Here is a 17,376-nt window from a genome sequence, read left to right as displayed (position 1 = left end):
GACAGCAGTTACCTGAAAAAACGCTGTTTATTTTCTAATAAGGGGCTGTGACAAGTCTTTTGTCACAGCTTCATTTGCGAGCATAATGTCTATTTTAAATACCAGGGGGAGCAGCATGAGACAAGGGATTTTGACCGTAGTAGCACAACAAGAAATTGCACCTAATATTTTTGAATTGGTTTTACAGGGTGAATTAGTAAAAACGATGGAAAAACCGGGGCAATTTTTGCATGTTTTGGTACCACAAAAAGATTTATTATTACGCCGACCAATTAGTATCAATCAATTTGACAAGAAAAATTTGACCTGTCATTTGATTTATCGCGTTGAAGGTCAAGGTACAAAAGTTTTCACGCAGTTAGTACCAGGAGATGCGCTTGATTGTTTAGGACCTTTAGGCAATGGCTTTGATATTAGTCTGTTACAAGAAGGTGATACAGCGTATATAATTGGGGGCGGAATTGGAGTACCACCATTGTATGAGTTATCACGCCAATTGGTGCAAAAAGGAGTAAACCCAATTCACTTTTTGGGCTTTGCCAAAAAAGAAGTTGTCTATTATGCTGAAAAATTCCAATCCTTGGGAAAAACCCACATTGCAACAGATGATGGTAGCTTTGGTACTAAGGGTAATGTTTCCCATCTTTTAGCAGAGTATACACATGCACAAACCCCTGCTGCGGTGTTTGCTTGCGGCAATAATGGTATGTTAAAAATGGTCGATGAAAAATATCAAAATCATCCCAACGCGCAAATCTCAATGGAAGCACGAATGGCTTGTGGCGTTGGTGCTTGCTATGGCTGTGTTTGCCACGTTAAAGATGAGCCAAATAAAAGTGTTAAAGTTTGTGATGAAGGACCAATTTTTAAAACGGGGGTAATCGTATTATGACCAATTTATTACACATCCAATTACCAGGCCTTGAGCTTCAAAATCCAATCATGCCAGCTAGTGGTTGTTTTGGCTTTGGTGATGAGTATGGCAAATTTTATGATTTAAATAAATTAGGTGCCATTATGATTAAAGCAACAACTCCTGAAGCACGTTTTGGTAATGAGACACCCCGGATTGCCGAAACTCCCAGTGGCATGTTAAATGCTATTGGCTTACAAAATCCTGGCCTAGAAGTTGTGCAATCAGAAATTTTACCCAACTTAAACACACGTTATCCAAATTTAAATATTATTGCCAATGTTGCCGGCTCTTGTGAAGAGGATTATGTAGCGGTTTGCAAGGAAATTGGCAACGCGGAAAATGTAAAAGCAATCGAGCTGAATATTTCATGTCCAAATGTCAAACACGGTGGAATTGCTTTTGGAACAGATCCCAAAGTAGCCGCTAGTCTGACAGAAGCAGTAAAAAAAGTGGCCAAAGTGCCTGTTTATGTTAAATTATCTCCCAACGTAACCGACATTGTTCCCATTGCAAGGGCAATTGAAGCAGCCGGTGCTGATGGCTTTACTATGATTAATACCTTACTGGGAATGCGAATTGATTTAAAAACACGTAAACCACTTTTAGCAAACCAAACCGGTGGATTGTCTGGTGCTGCCATTAAGCCTGTCGCAATTCGTTTAATTCATCAAGTCTTTCATGCAACCAATATTCCGATTATCGGAATGGGTGGTGTACAAACAGTAGATGATGTACTGGAAATGATGATGGCTGGTGCTAGTGCTGTCGCAGTTGGAACGGCTAATTTTACTGACCCTTATGTTTGTCCTAAATTAATTGATGCACTCCCTAAAAGAATGGCTGAACTAGGTATTAACAGTTTAAGTGAATTAATCCAACAAGTAAGAGAGGAAAAATAAAAAATGAATGAACGTCCAATTATTGCCCTAGATTTTTCAAGTCGGGGAGAAGTTGAATTATTTTTCAAAAAATTCCCAAAAAAAGAACCATTATTTGTTAAAATCGGTATGGAGTTGTTTTACCACGAAGGACCTGAAACAGTTCGTTGGTTAAAAAGAAACGGACATGACGTCTTCTTAGATTTGAAACTCCACGATATTCCCAATACAGTTGAAAAAGCTATGCGCGGATTAGCCGGCCTTGGTGTTGATATTACTTGCGTTCACGCAGCTGGTGGTGTCAAAATGATGGCTGCTGCGATGCGTGGTTTAGAAGAAGGCACACCCATGGGGAAAAAGCGTCCGAAGCTTTTAGCAATCACACAGCTGACTTCAACGACAGAACAAGAAATGCACGCAGATCAATTAATTGAAGTGCCTTTAGCTCAGAGTGTCATTCATTATGCGCAATGCGCAAAAAAAGCTGGTCTTGATGGTGTTGTTTCTTCTGCGCTAGAAGTTTCTGAAATAAAAGGCGCCACAAGTGACGACTTTATCTGCTTAACGCCAGGTATTCGTCCTACTGGTAGTGAGGTAGGGGATCAAAAACGTGTGGTGACACCTGGCAATGCACGAAAAATCGGATCGAATTATATTGTTGTTGGTCGTCCAATCACCCTGGCTGAAGATCCTTATAAAGCATATACCCAAATTAAAAATGAATGGAATGGTATTGAAAATGACTAGTTTAGAAACCACAATTGCAAAAGATTTGTTAGAAGTAGAAGCTGTATTTTTGAGTCCAAATGAGCCCTTTACATGGGCTAGCGGCATTAAAAGTCCAATTTATTGCGATAATCGTATTACGATTAGTTATCCTAAAGTGCGTAAACAAATTGCCCAAGGATTAGCCGATAAAATTAAAGCGCAGTTTCCTGATGTGCAAGTAATTGCTGGTGCAGCTACAGGTGGCGTACCTCATGCCGCTTGGGTAGCAGATATTTTAGACTTACCAATGGTTTATATCCGTGCCAAGGCTAAAGACCATGGTAAAGGAAAACAAATTGAAGGTCGCATTGAAAAAGGTCAAAAAATGGTAATCATTGAAGATTTAATCTCAACAGGAGGCAGTGTCTTGGGCACTTGTGAGGCAGCTGAAAAAGAGGGTGCCGATGTCTTAGGTGTTGCTGCAATCTTTACTTATGAATTGCCAAAAGGAAAGGAAAACTTTGCGGCAGCGAATGTTCCATTGGTTACGTTAACCAATTATTCAACTTTAATTGAAGTGGCATTGGCTAGTAATTACATCAGCGAAGCAGACCTTAAATTATTAAAAGCTTGGAAAGAAGATCCAGAAAATTGGTTAGCCAAGTAAAATGAAAAAGTTGTGATTCTGGCAAAAGCGAGGATCACAACTTTTTCATTTATTGCATATAAATGATATGCAATCGTGAAGGTTAATAATAAAATCACTCTTTCAAAGTTGTAAACTACAAGGTTGAATTAGACAAAATCTGAAGCTAAAACCAATGAAAGTAGTGGATAAAAATCACTTTATTTTTCTTTGACAGAAAGATTACATAATATTGGCACATCGTGATAGAAATGCGTCATATTTTTCGTATATTAAGTAAATAAAGGAGGGATAAGATGGGGGACAATGAAATCGTAACCTTAATTAGAAATCATGATTTTACAGGTTTGGAAAAAATGATTGAAATCTATGGTGAAACCATTATTAAAACAATCCGGGGTGTTTTGTCAGACAACTCTGAGCGTAATCTTTGGTCAGATTGTGAAAATGAGGTTTTTTATACATTATGGAAAAAAATCCCCAACTATGTTGCGGATAAAAGTAGCCTAGCAACCTTTATCATGGTTATAACCCGCAATAAGGCAATTGACTTTAAACGTAAACAACAGTTACAAAACAGGCGACAAACAGACCTCAAGACTGAAAATGTTGCTAGTAATTATCAACAAACTGATAGTCCCTTAGCAAAAGAACAATTTTTAGAATTATTGGATGTTTTAAATGAACAAGATCAGTTAATTTTTTTACATTACTATTTTTATCAAACAGCACCCATAGAGATAGCCCAGCTTTTAGAAATAAAAACAAGTGCAGTATATAATCATCTATCGCGGGGGAAAATACTGTTGCAAAATGCGTTAAAGGGGGAATTAGCATGAGCTTTAAAGAGATTATTTTTGCAGAAAATGCCAAGTTGCAACCGGGATATTTAAGTACTAGTGCTAAAAATGATTTATTCAAGCGCAGCAAATATTACATTTTATTTCAAGAGGTCAAAGAAAAATTGCAACCAAATTTAGCTGTCAGCGAAGAAATTATGGGCTATTTGCCTATGACCGTAGAAGGAAATTCTGGTTTTATGAATGCTGGTCCCATGGCAATGGGCTATGCCCGAACTTCACAAGCCAAACAATATGTGAAAACTTTTAATGATACACGGGGCAACCGCCTCCTAATTTTTACCAATACGCGCATGATTTTCCTTACCCTCTTAGATTTTTTTGAAACAGGGGGGTTCTCTAGTTTTCCTTATGACAAAATAAAAGGAATCACAACTAAAAAATGGAGTATGCGCTATTGGGATGAAAAGCGCAAACGACAAACAATAAATTGGTTTTTTCTTGATTTTGCTGCAGACACAAAAATTTTTAATGAAGTTTTGACTGAAAAAGAAATGATATTATTTAAAGAAAATTGGCAAAGAATTGAAAAAATGCGCGCCATTGCCGAGACAGATAAAGTTTTACGTAATCAAAAAATGGATATGCTCTTTAGCAATTTAAGACTTTGGTTCAACTTATTACAAGGTGCAAATGTCTTACTAATCGTCTTGGCTATTTTCCTTATTTTAGCGGTCTTATTCTTATTAGGTCCGAAAAAAACGTTATTTGGTGGTACAATTTCCCCGATTGCTTGGTTTTTGTATTTGCCACAATTAAAAGGATTTGATATGCTATTTAAAATCTTTTGAAATTTGTGAGGTGGAAAAGTGAAACGAAATTTAGATGTTCCTTGGAGTTATACAGGAGAAAATGGTCCAAAATATTGGCATACCTTGTGTGAGTGGTATAAAGAAGGGGCGCAGTTTCCTTACCAATCACCAATTGCCATTGAAACGAGCAAAACTATAGCAGGAAGTGCAAAACAGCGTCTGACTTTTTCTTATCAAATTGAGAAGTTTACCGAAAAAGAATTTAAAAATACCATTCATTTTGTTCCGTTTGATTGTCAGAGCTATGTTGTCTTTGCAGGGGAAAAGTATGGTTTAACGGATATTCATTATCATTTACCTAGTGAGCATATTTTAGATAACCAACAAGCGCCACTAGAGATACATTTGGTACACATGAGAAAAGACGGGACAAATTTAGTTGTAGGCGTATTGTGTGACATCATACCGGGGATTTTGCCAGAAGGTCCACTAAAAAAAGCCCAACGTTGGGATTTAAAAGAGCATATTGAAATTTTCAATCCCGAGTTGTTTTTACCAAAAGAACAACGCTATTTTCATTATGTTGGTTCTCTGACTACCCCACCGACAAAAGGCCCGATTAACTGGTTTGTCTTTAAAGAGCGACATCAAATATCCCGCGCTTTTTTATCCCAATTTCAAGAAGAAATCTTAAAAGGTAATAATCGACCCTTACAAGATAAAAAAGACCGAACAATCTATTTTTGTGAATAGAAAATGAACGAAGCCACTACTTGAAAATAAAGGGGCTTCGTTCATTTTTTTATTGTTTTTTTAGTCGGGTAGTAATATCTGCTTCTGGAGTAACGTAATAAGTCTTTTGATTTTCGTAAATGACATACCCGGGTTTTGCGCCATTTGGTTTTTTAATGTATTTGACTTGAACTAAATCGACTGGAACCTGAGCAGAATGACGATATTTAGAAAAGTAGGCAGCTAATTCTGCGGCTTCTAAAATGGTTGCATCAGTCGGCTGGCTGCTTTTGATGATTACATGAGAGCCAGGGATATCTTTGGTATGGAGCCAGTAGTCAGTCTTACGGGCGGTTTTTAAAGTTAGTTGATCATTTTGCAAATTGTTTTTCCCAACTAAAATAGTGGTACCATCACTTGCTGTATATTCGTCAGGTTTAGATTTTGATGCTACTTTTTTACGTTTTGAATTTTTTTTCAAATAGCCTTGTGCAATTAATTCTTCACTAATTAGATCCAAATCCATTGGTCCGGCAATTTCGATTTGAGCGAAAACAGATTCCAAATAGGCAATTTCTGCTTTTGCTTCATCGATTTGTTGATAAATTAATTTCACTGCATTTTTCAATTTTTGATAACGGTGAAAATATTTTTGCGCATTTTGACTAGGGGATAGGGCTGGATTTAACTTAATTTCTAGTGGTCGATCTTCATCGTAGTAATTTGCTAAAACGACTTTTTTTCCACCTTTTGGTACTTCATGCAAAAATGTCGTTAAAAGTTCACCTTTTTGCCGATATTCCTCAGCGTTTTCAGATTCTTTTAGCGTTTGTTGTCGTTTTTTTAACTTGGTCTGATTGCGGGCCAACTCATTTTCTACTTTTTTAAGCAGTTGTCCCCCTTGTTGTTTGACCCGATCGCGTTCAGCTTTATCGCCATAAAAAGCATCTAACAAGATATTGAAATTTGGATATGTCGTAGCACTAACCGTTGTTTTAGCTAAAGCTTGAAAAGCAATTGGTGTAAAAAATTCTTTTGTTTGCGTAACAGTTAAAGTAGGGCGTCCAGGATTGAGACTTTCAAAAAATGCACGCCAAGTCAGTACTTTTTTATTTTCATTTTTATTTAGACGAAAGGCTAGTTCTTGTGCTGTATCAAAACCTAGCCCTTGGAATGTCTGTTGAAGCGCCTTGGCTGTAATTTCGGGTAATTGCGAGAGTGCATCAAAAAGCGTAACGTCTGTAACAGTAAAAGGATTTAGCAGTGCTTGTTTAGGTGGTGCGACATAAATGGCACCAGGTAAAATGGAACGGTAGGTATTCTGACTGCTACCAATATGTTTTATCGCATCTAAAATTTTGCCGTTTGCTTCGTTTAACAATAAAATGGTACTGTGGCGACCCATTAATTCCACTACTAAAACAATATTTTGCAAATCCCCCAATTCATCTCGTTTATTGAAAGTAAAATGGATCACGCGATCATTTTCAATCTGCGAAATGCCTGTTAAAATTGCGCCATCTAAGTATTTTCGTAACATCATAACAAAATTAGGCGGAGTCTCAGGATTTTGATAGGCGATATCGGTTAATTGTACCCGAGCGTAACTCGGGTGCGCAGATAGTAGTAATTTATGGTTTTTTCCTTGGGAGCGAATAACCAAAATAATTTCATTTTGATAAGGTTGGTGAATTTTAGAAATGCGTCCACCAACTAATAAGTCAGTTAATTCATTGGTAATTAAATGGGTAAAAACACCATCAAAAGACATTGTGTAACCTTCTTTCATGACAGAATAACTACATTATAGCAGATAAAAGCCAGATTCTTTGTGATCGAATCTGGCTTTTCATCGTTGTTGAAAATTAAAGGGTGTCATTTATTTATTTTTGTTAAGCTTTTCCATCGTTTCTTCGTTATCCAAAGCATCTTGGATTTCACGGTGCAAGAAATAAGAGATTACCGTTCGAATAACAACGACTGCTGCAAGGCGCAAAATATCAGCTGAAGTAGGATTAATAATTGACTCAATAATATCGGCAGCAATTAATATCTCCAGGCTCAACAAGACATAACTACCCAGAAAGTTACGGATAAAATTATTGTGACGCGCCGCCTCAACATGATTGGCGTGGGAACACTCTGATTTAATGAAATCATAGCCTGCGATAATCACACCCCACACCAATACTAAAATAGATAAAAAATTAAGAAAGACGATAATGATATCAAATAAAGGCATCGCAAGGTGCATAATAGTGTGACCAAGATCTTCCACTGGTGGTCCTCCTAAAGTTATTTTAACTCTTGTTCTTATGATAGCGAATATTTAAAGAATTGCCAACTATCTTGACGATTCCAAACAATGATTGCTACTATAAAGATAGCGATAAAACTCGTTACAGTCTAAATGCACATTTTACTAAGGTCATAAATGGGGTCTTACATTTCTTACTGTGTTTCTTGTCATGGTAGAAATCCGGCTAGCGTATACTTAATTAGAACTTATAAGCAGTGAATGAATTTCACAAGAAAACGAACAACCCTACTGAAAAAGCTACTTTTGTGGTGCTATCTGTTATAAAAAGCACATCTTTCATAAAGATTACTCGATTTTTCTTATTAATTTATTAGGAGCCAGACAATGAAGATCATTCAAAATTTTTTTGTCAGCGTAAAAGCTGGTTTTAGACAAATATGGCAAGATTTTGCCAGTTGGGCCGAAGAAAATCAACGTAAAGCACTTTTAACAGTCTTAGGTCTATTGATTGGTGTCACACTTTTTTCTGCAACTATGGTGGTGGCTGTCGCCCACATTCGACAATCTGAGTATGTAGAATTAATTCATCCTACTATTAAAAGTAATAAAATCAAGTCCTTTGACTACGGAAGTGAAGACCAGGAAATAAAGTCGGCTAACGCAATTTCTGTTATGTTTGCACCACCATATGGGCAAGAATTAAACCACGTGTTGAATACGTTAAATGGTGAAAAGAAAGAAGAGTTAAACCGGACTTTTTATTATTATCCTTTAGTGTATGACACACAAAATCTAGCTCAAAAATACAAAGTTAACCCTAGTAAAGTAACCTTTATCTTCTTTGAAAAAGGGGTGGAAAAAAACCGCTTTGAAGTAAGTGAGCTGACAAATTACGACGAAGAATTTATTCCAGAATTAAATCGACTGCCGATGTGGAATATTAAAGACTTGGATGATTGATTTTACTAAATTTTCTGAAAAATTAAAATTAGTATTGACGCTTGAAAAATTCTACGGTATTCTTAACTACAACAAAAACAAAACGAGGTGAGCCATCATGAAACTATTTACTACAACCAAAGGAAATTTATTTGCATGGCAATTTTGGCGTAGATAGTTGTATTGATGGATTTTTCCATAGATACAACTTTTTAGAGAACTCTAAAACTTGTATCTATGCTGGTAATATTGAGATGATTCCGCATAGAGACAATCTCTATGCGGATTTTGTTTACAAAAGCAATTTCCGCGGGTAGAGGAAATTGCTTTTTTTCATCTCAAAACATATCTTAGGAGGAAATAATGATGAAAAACAAAGGGTTAATGTACACAGTGATTGCATTGGGAATTATCTTAGTTGGATTTTTAGGTTTTCAATTGCTTCATAATTCAAAGGATAACAAAGAACAAACGGTAAATGATAAAGAAAAAGTCCTTACTGTCGGTGTTTTACAATTTGTGAGCCATCCAGCTTTAGATCAAATCTATGAGGGTGTGAAAGAAGGTTTGAAAGAAGCCGGCTATGAGGAAGGTAAAAATTTGAAAATTAATTTTCAAAATGGCCAAGCTGATCAAAGTAAATTAGATACCATGAGCAAACAGCTAGTTAGTGATCAAGCAGATGTTTTAATTGGGATTGCAACACCTGCCGCACAAGCTTTAGCAAACGCTACAACAACCATTCCTATCGTATTAGGTGCGGTTACTGATCCTAAAGGGGCTGGTTTAGTGGAAAGTAACGAAAAACCAGGGGGAAATATTACCGGCGTTTCTGATCAGCCGCCAGTTGCTTCAATTATTGAATTAGCCCATAAGCTTTTACCAGCAGGCAAAAAAGTAGGTCTTTTGTACTCTTCTTCTGAAATGAATTCAAAATTTCAAACAGGTCAAGCAGAAACGGCTGCTAAAAAACTTGGCTTAACTGTCGAACGTAAAGCTGTAACTTCAACAAATGAAGTCGCACAAGCTGTACAAGTATTGTCACAGTCTGTTGATTTTATCTTTATTCCTAATGACAATACCGTCGCCAACGCCATGGAGACAGTGACGCAAGAAGCTGATAAAAACAATATTCCCGTTTTTCCGTCAGTAGATACGATGGTAGAACAAGGTGGATTAGCGACAATCGGAATTAATCAAAAAGAGTTAGGTGTTAAAACAGGGGAAATGGCAGCGGCAATTCTAGCGGGCAAATCAAAACCACAAGATACAGCCGTGTACACCTTCACTAAAGGTGATACTATTATTAATGAAGAGCAATTGGCAAAATTTAATCTGACTTTACCTGCAGATTTAAAAGATACTGCAAAACTAGTACAAACAGCTAAAGGAGATAACGAATAAAATGATCGTTTCAACAATTGGGCAAGGACTGTTATGGTCCTTGCTGGGAATTGGGATTTATTTAACTTATCGTATTTTAAATTTTCCTGATATGACAACAGAGGGAACGTTCCCTTTAGGTGGCGCTGTGTGCGTGACTGCAATTACCAGTGGAATTCATCCTATCTTGGCAACGTTATTAGGTGTTTTAGCTGGGATGGCAGCTGGCTTTGTTACCGGAATTTTATTTACCAAAGGGAAAATACCGGTGATTTTAGCTGGGATTTTAGTTATGGCAGGGTTGAATTCAGTTATTTTATTTGTCATGCAAAGTCCCAACAAAGGGTTAAGTAATTTTCCTAGGATTCAAACTTTTTTTACTAATTTAAACCTACCTAATTATTTTGACATCGTCATTTTAGGCTTGCTTGCAGTTATTATTACAATAATTTTAGTCCTTTTTTTCATTAATACTGACTTAGGCCAAGCCTATATTGCTACTGGCGATAATGAAGTAATGGCCCGCTCATTAGGAATTAAAACCGATCGCATGAAGATTTTAGGGTTAACAATTTCTAATGGCGTAATTGCATTATCCGGAGCACTTATTTCGCAAAATGACGGGTATGCTGATGTTTCAAAGGGGACTGGGGTAATCGTTATCGGTCTGGCTTCAATTATAATTGGAGAAGTGTTATTTGGTGAATTAGCCTTTGCTGAACGGTTGATTGCAGTGGTAGTGGGCAGTATTATTTATCAAGCAATTATCACCTTAATTATTTACCTAGGCTTTGATACAACGTATTTGAAAATTTTCTCTTCTACAATCTTAGCGATTTGTTTAATGATTCCAACCCTGAAAGAAAAATTGAATTTAAAAACTGGATTGGAAAAGGAGGCATAGCCTGTGAGCGTATTAACGATAAAAAATGCTGTTAAAAAAATTAAAAATGGTGTTGCTAACGAGCGGACGATTTTAAACCATGTCAGTTTAACTTTAAATCCTGGTGATTTTGTCACAATCGTTGGTGGCAATGGGGCAGGAAAAAGTACGTTATTTAATACGGTTACTGGAACACTGCCTTTGACGAGTGGCCAAGTTTTTTTAGATGGTGAAAATGTTACAAATTTTGGTGAAGAAAAACGAGCAAAATATTTGGGACGGGTCTTTCAAGATCCTAAAATGGGCACAGCCCCGCGGATGACAGTGGCAGAAAATTTACTTTTAGCCGAGCGCAGAGGACAAAAACGGCGCCTGCGTCCCAGAAATTTAAACGAACGCAAAGAAGATTTCAAACTACTTTGCGCCAAGGTAGGTAATGGCTTAGAAGAACAGCTTGATACGCCTACAGGCCATTTATCTGGTGGACAAAGACAGGCTTTAAGCTTATTGATGGCCACCATTGAAAGACCAGAACTTTTATTATTAGATGAACATACCGCAGCACTTGATCCGAAAACATCAAAAAATATTATGGCACTGACTAATGATTTGGTAACAGAAAATCATTTAACGTGTATGATGATTACCCATCAAATGGAAGATGCTTTAAAATATGGGAATCGCTTGTTACTTTTGAAAAAAGGAGAAATAACAAAAGATTTAAATCAAGCAGAAAAAGCGCAACTTACATTGACTGATTTACTGCTCTTTTTCGAAGAAGATTTGTAAAAACTGATGAAAGAAACAATAGTTCTTACAAAAACTAGTTGACAGACCTAAAAAATCAATCTATACTTAACACCATCTTAATCAGTTCGGAGGACTTTTTTATGTTACAAAAAAGCAAACCACAACTGAATAATTATTACTTTAGCTATTTTAGATAGTTTGTATTCATGAAAACATGGATACAAACCAAAGCAGTTTGTATCTATGATGGCTAGGGGATTTTGGAATGACTTTAAAGCCACGTAGATCAAGAATCTATAGTGGCTATTTTTATACCATCGAAAAATGTATTTTTCGTGTCAGGTGTTCACTGTAGATTGTTGTATCTTAGGTGGGCACTTTTTTTGTACCCATAGGCTTTAAAAATTTAAGGAGTGAAAAAAAATGGAAATAACTGGTTATACCCGTTTGGCAGGTCTTATTGCTAAACCAGCAAAGCATAGCATTTCACCATTAATGCACAACACCGCTTTTAAAGCCAATAATATTGATGCAGTTTATTTGTCTTTTGAGGTTGAAAAGCCACAATTAGCCGCTGTAATCAAAAGTATTACGGCACTGAATATGATTGGTGCAAATGTTTCAATGCCCTATAAAATGGCCGTCATTCCTTATTTGGATGAATTAAGTGAGGCAGCCAAATTAATTGGTGCAGTTAATACAATTGTTCCTTCAGGTAATGGGCTAGTAGGACACAATACCGATGGAAATGGTTTTATGCGTAGCCTAGCAGATATCAATGTGGACATTATCAAAAAAGAAATGACCATTATTGGTGCAGGTGGGGCAGCGACAGCCATTTGTGTACAAGCTGCCTTAGATGGGGTCAAAAAAATTAATGTTTTTAATCGCCAGGATGATTTTTTTGCGACAAGTCAGGCAAAGTTAGAGACAATAGCGCAAAAAACACAATGTACGATTACTTTACGTGATTTGGCAGATACAAAAGCAGTAAATACTGCGATTTACCACAGTCATTTATTAGTAAATGCTACTGCTGTCGGCATGAAACCAAATGAAGATCAGACTGCACTTTCTGATTTTAGTGCCTTTCACGAAAATTTAGCCGTCTATGACGTCATTTATAATCCAAGGGAAACAAAATTATTACAAATTGCAAAAGAAAAAGGCTTAAAAACAGCTAATGGCTTAGGTATGTTACTGTATCAAGGTGCCTATGCATTTGAATTATGGACCGGTAAAAAAATGCCGTTAGAAATTGTTAAACCACTAGTAGAAAACAGTTAAAAGGAGCAGATAAAATGATTGTAATTATGAAGCAAGGTGCCACGAAAGAACAAGTAGAATTAGTTGTTAAACGAATTAAAAAAGAAGGACTTGATGTAAATATCGATCAAGGAACTGAACATATTGTAATTGGATTAAAAGGCGATGTTAGAGGGATGCAAGATGTGCCTTTTAATACTTACGAAGGTGTCGAAAAGACACTAAAAATTTCCAACACCTACAAATTAACCTCTCGGGAATTCCACCCAGGAGATACTGTTGTTGATGTAGATGGTGTTAAAATTGGTGATGGAAGTTTTGTAACAATGGCTGGACCTTGTTCCATTGAAGGCTTAGAGCAAATTCGAGAATGTGCCAAAATTGCGAAAGCTGGCGGTGCACAAATTTTACGAGGCGGCGCTTTTAAACCCCGAACTTCACCTTATGCTTTTCAAGGTTTAGAAGAAGAAGGGCTAAAATATATTCGCCAAGCGGCCGATGAATTTGACATGAAAGTTATCACTGAAGTCATGGATGAAGGCCATATTGAGATGGTGGCTGAATACAGCGACATTTTACAAATTGGCGCGCGTAATATGCAAAACTACAAATTATTGCAAGCTGTCGGTAAAACTGGCAAACCAATCGGCTTAAAACGCGGTATCGCAGGAACAATTGATGAATGGTTAAATGCGGCAGAATACATTGCGGTTCAAGATAAATCTCCTGTAATTTTTATTGAGCGCGGAATTCGCACTTACGAAACTGCCACCCGTAACACTTTTGACTTGTCTGCTGTTCCTTTGATTAAAAAACTAAGCCACTTTCCAATTATTGTCGATCCAAGCCATGGTACTGGTGTTTGGGATCTGGTTACACCAATGGCTAGAGCAGGTGTGGCAGCAGGAGCTGATGGCATGATCGTTGAAATTCATCCTGATCCAAAGAACGCTTGGTCTGATGGACAACAATCATTAAATGAAGAAAACTACATGAAGATGATGCAAGAAGTTACTATTTTAAATGCTGCGATGGAAAAAATTAAAGAAATCGAGGGCTAGTTATGTGGGTTGATTTAAAGGAACATTCCTATGAAATCATAATAAAGCGTGGTGCATTGGAACAGTTGGGAACTTGGGTTGCTTCTTTATGGACACCACAAAAAATAGCAATTATTACCGATAGTAATGTCGCGCCTTTATATAGCCAAACGGTTATGAAGCAATTAACTCGTGTAGGTTTTTCACCCTATTTAGCCGTAGTTCCGGCCGGAGAAGCAAGTAAATCTTTAACGCAAGCTGCACAATTATACGACTTTTTAGCCGAAGCAGGATTTACCCGTAGTGATGGGATTATTGCTTTAGGTGGTGGTGTAATTGGTGATTTAGCCGGTTTTGTTGCTTCGACTTATATGCGGGGCATTCATTTTTTGCAGATTCCCACGACCTTATTAGCGCAAGTTGATTCAAGTATCGGTGGTAAAACAGGCGTCAATACGCAAAAAGCAAAAAATTTAGTTGGAACTTTTAGTCAGCCAGCAGGGGTTTTAATCGATCCAGCTGTTTTAAAGACTCTCGAAATACGCCGTGTGCGTGAGGGAATTGCAGAAATTATTAAATCGGCAGCGATTGCTGATTTAATTTTATGGGAGAAATTAAAAGCGTTAAAAGATGAAGCAGATTTATTAAATCAGGCAGAAGTTATTATCACGTCAGCACTTGAAGTAAAGCGTCAAGTGGTGCAAGAAGATGAATTTGATAACGGAATGCGACTCATTTTAAATTTTGGTCATACAATCGGCCACGCAATAGAAAATACTGCCGGTTATGGCGTTATTAGCCATGGCGAAGGCGTTGCTTTAGGTATGGTGAAAATTAACAGTGTTGCTGAGGCAAAAGGGTTATCTCCAGTGGGAAGTACCGCACAACTAAAAGAGATGATTACCAAATTTCATTTACCTACCCGTCTACCAACTTGGGATGAACAAGCGCTGTATAGTGCAATTACACATGACAAAAAGGCCCGTGGAACTAATTTAAAATTAATTTTACTAAAAGAAATTGGGGAAGCAAAAATTGTTGAAGTTCCCTTAACTGAAATGAAAGATTACTTAAAGGAGGCGTTATGATGCGCTATTTAACAGCAGGAGAATCTCATGGACCGGAATTGACTGCCATTATTGAAGGTATACCAGCAGGAATGCCACTTTTAGCAGCAGATATTGATGTGGAATTAGCACGGCGTCAAGGTGGCTATGGTCGTGGTGGTCGCATGAAAATCGAAAAAGATCAGGTTCGCATTACTTCTGGTGTGCGCCATGGTAAAACATTAGGCTCACCAATTACTTTAGTCGTAAAAAATCGTGACTGGAAAAATTGGCAAACTGTTATGGCTGCAGAAGAAGTAGCTAAAAAAGATCAAAAGCTCCGCCAAGTCACACACCCACGGCCGGGTCATGCGGATTTAGTTGGTGGCATGAAGTACCATCACGATGATTTGCGTAATGTTTTAGAACGTTCTTCAGCTAGAGAAACAACAATGCGGGTGGCTGTTGGAGCCGTGGCAAAAAAACTATTAAAAGAATTAGCAATTGAGGTGGCCGGCCATGTTACAGTTCTAGGTGGCATTAAAGCGAACATCCCTGCAGAAATTAGCATTGCAGAAGTAAAGAAGCGCTCTGAGGAATCTGATGTTCGCGTAGTGGATGCAGCTGTTGAAGAAAAAATGAAACAGTTAATTGATCAGACGAAAAAAAATGGCGATACAATTGGTGGTGTTGTTGAGGTTTTAGTGGGAAATGTTCCCGCTGGTCTTGGTAGCTATGTCCAATGGGATACCAAATTAGATGCCAAACTGGCCCAAGCGATTGTCGGAATCAATGCTTTTAAAGGCGTAGAATTTGGTGTTGGTTTTGAATCGGCGAATTTACCAGGTTCTAAAGTAATGGATGAAATTATTTGGTCACAAGAAACTGGTTACCGCCGGACAACCAATCACTTAGGTGGCTTTGAAGGTGGAATGACCAACGGTGAAACGATCATCGTAAAAGGTGTGATGAAGCCCATTCCGACTTTGTATAAACCTTTAATGAGCGTCGATATTCAGACAAAAGAACCCTACAAAGCGAGTGTGGAGCGTTCAGACAGTACAGCTGTTCCTGCTGCAAGTGTCGTTTGTGAAAATGTGGTTGCGACTGTCTTAGCAAATGAAATTTTAGACAAATTTTCCAGCGATTCTTTTGAAGAATTGAAAACAGCTGTGGCCCAGTATCGCCAATACCTTAAAAACTTTTAGGAGGTCTTTTAAATGGAGCAAAAAGTTTTTATTGTAGGCTTGGGACTAATTGGCTCATCTCTTGCTTTAGCCATAAAAAAAGAACATTTAAACGTAAAAATTATTGGGTTTGACTGGCATGAAAAAACAGGCGCAATTGCCCTTAAAAAAGGTATTGTTTCCGCTTTAGCAACTGACTTTGCAGCAGGTGCCAAAGAAGCTGATATTATTATCTTAGCAGTACCAGTTTTTAAAACCATTGACTATTTAGAAGAATTAGCCCAATTGCAGCTAAAAAAAGATGTAATCGTAACCGATGTCGCCAGTACAAAAGGTCAAATAATGGCAGCTGCTACAAATTTACCATTTACTTTTATTGGCGGACACCCTATGGCCGGTTCACATAAGTCTGGCTTAACAGCAGCGGACGTCAATTTATTTGAAAATGCCTACTATATTTTTACAAATCAAAACGCACCGCAAAGTAAACTGCGCTTATTAGAAGAACTATTACGGGGAACTCGGGCAAAATTTGTAGAACTAGCGCCAAAAGAACATGACCAAATTACAGCTATGCTAAGTCATTTGCCACACATCATTGCAGCAGGGTTAGTCACGCAAGGGGACATCTTTAATCAAGAACATCCTCGCGCCAAACAATTAGCCGCCGGGGGCTTTCGAGATATCACGCGAATTGCATCTTCTGATCCGATAATGTGGACAGAAATACTGTTAAGTAATAAGAATGCAATTTTACAGCAGTTGGAAAGTTGGACCAAAGAAATGAAAAAAGTTCAAAATTGGCTAGTAACTGAAGATGAGGGTGCAATTTTTACTTTTTTTAATCAGGCTAAAGATAACAGAGACCGCCTGCCGGTTCATAAAAATGGTGCGATTCCTGCCTTTTACGATTTGTTTGTCGATGTTCCGGATGCGCCCGGCGTAATTGCAGAGGTAACGGGTCTATTGGGGCATAATCAAATCAATTTAATTAATCTGAAAATTCAGGAAACTAGAGAAGATATTCACGGTATTTTGCAAATCAGTTTTCGCAATGAGCAGGATTTAATGCGTGCGAAAGCCTGTATTTTGCAAAATACCAATTATCCCGCGCGAATTAAATAAGCAAC

Annotated in this window: 18 protein-coding genes; 16 read left to right on the top strand and 2 right to left on the bottom strand. The window is 37.6% G+C overall.

The window, feature by feature from the left end; all coding sequences use genetic code 11:
- Positions 1-115: 115 nt before the first annotated feature.
- The 7 genes from AC6R0T_RS06880 (at position 116) to AC6R0T_RS06850 (ending at position 5,513) form a co-directional block, all read left to right on the top strand.
- Positions 116-892, top strand: coding sequence for a dihydroorotate dehydrogenase electron transfer subunit (locus tag AC6R0T_RS06880; RefSeq protein WP_303754004.1), 777 nt, complete (start codon positions 116-118; stop codon positions 890-892).
- Positions 889-1,815 (top strand): dihydroorotate dehydrogenase, encoded by a 927-nt coding sequence (locus AC6R0T_RS06875; protein ID WP_230710881.1) that lies wholly within the window; start codon positions 889-891, stop codon positions 1,813-1,815. Before AC6R0T_RS06880 ends, AC6R0T_RS06875 begins: the two co-directional genes overlap by 4 nt.
- Before the next feature lie 3 nt (positions 1,816-1,818).
- The gene (pyrF, locus tag AC6R0T_RS06870) at positions 1,819-2,541 is read left to right on the top strand and encodes an orotidine-5'-phosphate decarboxylase (RefSeq protein WP_206902811.1); all 723 of its coding nucleotides are present in this window, start codon (positions 1,819-1,821) and stop codon (positions 2,539-2,541) included.
- A complete protein-coding gene (gene pyrE, locus AC6R0T_RS06865; protein ID WP_206902882.1) occupies positions 2,534-3,169 on the top strand; it encodes an orotate phosphoribosyltransferase in 636 nt (211 codons plus the stop codon). Before pyrF ends, pyrE begins: the two co-directional genes overlap by 8 nt.
- 275 nt (positions 3,170-3,444) lie before the next feature.
- Positions 3,445-3,987, top strand: coding sequence for an RNA polymerase sigma factor (locus tag AC6R0T_RS06860; RefSeq protein WP_206902812.1), 543 nt, complete (start codon positions 3,445-3,447; stop codon positions 3,985-3,987).
- Positions 3,984-4,799 (top strand): PH domain-containing protein, encoded by an 816-nt coding sequence (locus AC6R0T_RS06855; protein WP_303754005.1) that lies wholly within the window; start codon positions 3,984-3,986, stop codon positions 4,797-4,799. The genes AC6R0T_RS06860 and AC6R0T_RS06855 overlap by 4 nt, the downstream gene beginning before the upstream one ends.
- Positions 4,800-4,817: 18 nt before the next feature.
- The gene (locus AC6R0T_RS06850; protein WP_303754006.1) at positions 4,818-5,513 is read left to right on the top strand and encodes a carbonic anhydrase family protein; all 696 of its coding nucleotides are present in this window, start codon (positions 4,818-4,820) and stop codon (positions 5,511-5,513) included.
- Positions 5,514-5,562: 49 nt separating this feature from the next.
- Here the strand turns inward: AC6R0T_RS06850 and efbA are convergent, their stop codons facing one another.
- Both efbA and AC6R0T_RS06840 read right to left on the bottom strand, forming a co-directional pair.
- Positions 5,563-7,263, bottom strand: a complete 1,701-nt coding sequence (efbA, locus tag AC6R0T_RS06845) for a fibronectin-binding protein EfbA (RefSeq protein ID WP_303754007.1) — start codon at positions 7,261-7,263, stop codon at positions 5,563-5,565.
- Between the two features lie 108 nt (positions 7,264-7,371).
- Complete coding sequence (locus AC6R0T_RS06840) at positions 7,372-7,770, bottom strand: DUF1622 domain-containing protein (RefSeq protein WP_206902815.1); 399 nt, start codon at positions 7,768-7,770, stop codon at positions 7,372-7,374.
- A gap of 366 nt (positions 7,771-8,136) precedes the next feature.
- Here AC6R0T_RS06840 and AC6R0T_RS06835 point away from each other — a divergent pair, with 366 nt between their 5' ends.
- The 9 genes from AC6R0T_RS06835 to AC6R0T_RS06795 all read left to right on the top strand — a co-directional run bounded on the left by AC6R0T_RS06835 (position 8,137) and on the right by AC6R0T_RS06795 (position 17,371).
- Positions 8,137-8,712 (top strand): hypothetical protein, encoded by a 576-nt coding sequence (locus AC6R0T_RS06835; protein ID WP_206902816.1) that lies wholly within the window; start codon positions 8,137-8,139, stop codon positions 8,710-8,712.
- Positions 8,713-9,057: 345 nt separating this feature from the next.
- Complete coding sequence (gene trpX / locus AC6R0T_RS06830) at positions 9,058-10,095, top strand: tryptophan ABC transporter substrate-binding protein (protein WP_206902817.1); 1,038 nt, start codon at positions 9,058-9,060, stop codon at positions 10,093-10,095.
- Position 10,096: 1 nt separating this feature from the next.
- Entirely contained in the window at positions 10,097-10,978 is an 882-nt protein-coding gene (locus AC6R0T_RS06825; protein WP_206902818.1) for an ABC transporter permease, read from the top strand.
- Positions 10,979-10,981: 3 nt separating this feature from the next.
- Positions 10,982-11,746 (top strand): ABC transporter ATP-binding protein, encoded by a 765-nt coding sequence (locus AC6R0T_RS06820; protein WP_303754008.1) that lies wholly within the window; start codon positions 10,982-10,984, stop codon positions 11,744-11,746.
- A gap of 384 nt (positions 11,747-12,130) precedes the next feature.
- The gene (gene aroE / locus AC6R0T_RS06815) at positions 12,131-12,994 is read left to right on the top strand and encodes a shikimate dehydrogenase (protein WP_206902820.1); all 864 of its coding nucleotides are present in this window, start codon (positions 12,131-12,133) and stop codon (positions 12,992-12,994) included.
- A gap of 14 nt (positions 12,995-13,008) precedes the next feature.
- On the top strand, positions 13,009-14,034 hold the full coding sequence (gene aroF / locus AC6R0T_RS06810; protein WP_282462547.1) for a 3-deoxy-7-phosphoheptulonate synthase: 1,026 nt from the start codon (positions 13,009-13,011) through the stop codon (positions 14,032-14,034).
- 2 nt (positions 14,035-14,036) lie between these two features.
- The gene (aroB, locus tag AC6R0T_RS06805) at positions 14,037-15,101 is read left to right on the top strand and encodes a 3-dehydroquinate synthase (RefSeq protein ID WP_206902822.1); all 1,065 of its coding nucleotides are present in this window, start codon (positions 14,037-14,039) and stop codon (positions 15,099-15,101) included.
- A complete protein-coding gene (aroC, locus tag AC6R0T_RS06800) occupies positions 15,101-16,267 on the top strand; it encodes a chorismate synthase (RefSeq protein ID WP_303754009.1) in 1,167 nt (388 codons plus the stop codon). The genes aroB and aroC overlap by 1 nt, the downstream gene beginning before the upstream one ends.
- Before the next feature lie 12 nt (positions 16,268-16,279).
- A complete protein-coding gene (locus AC6R0T_RS06795; RefSeq protein WP_303754010.1) occupies positions 16,280-17,371 on the top strand; it encodes a prephenate dehydrogenase in 1,092 nt (363 codons plus the stop codon).
- The last annotated feature ends 5 nt before the right edge of the window (positions 17,372-17,376 follow it).

The sequence above is a fragment of the Enterococcus sp. S86.2 genome, assembly GCF_059834485.2.
Note: the sequence above shows the minus strand (reverse complement) of the source record. Positions and strands in the feature narration are given on the sequence as shown.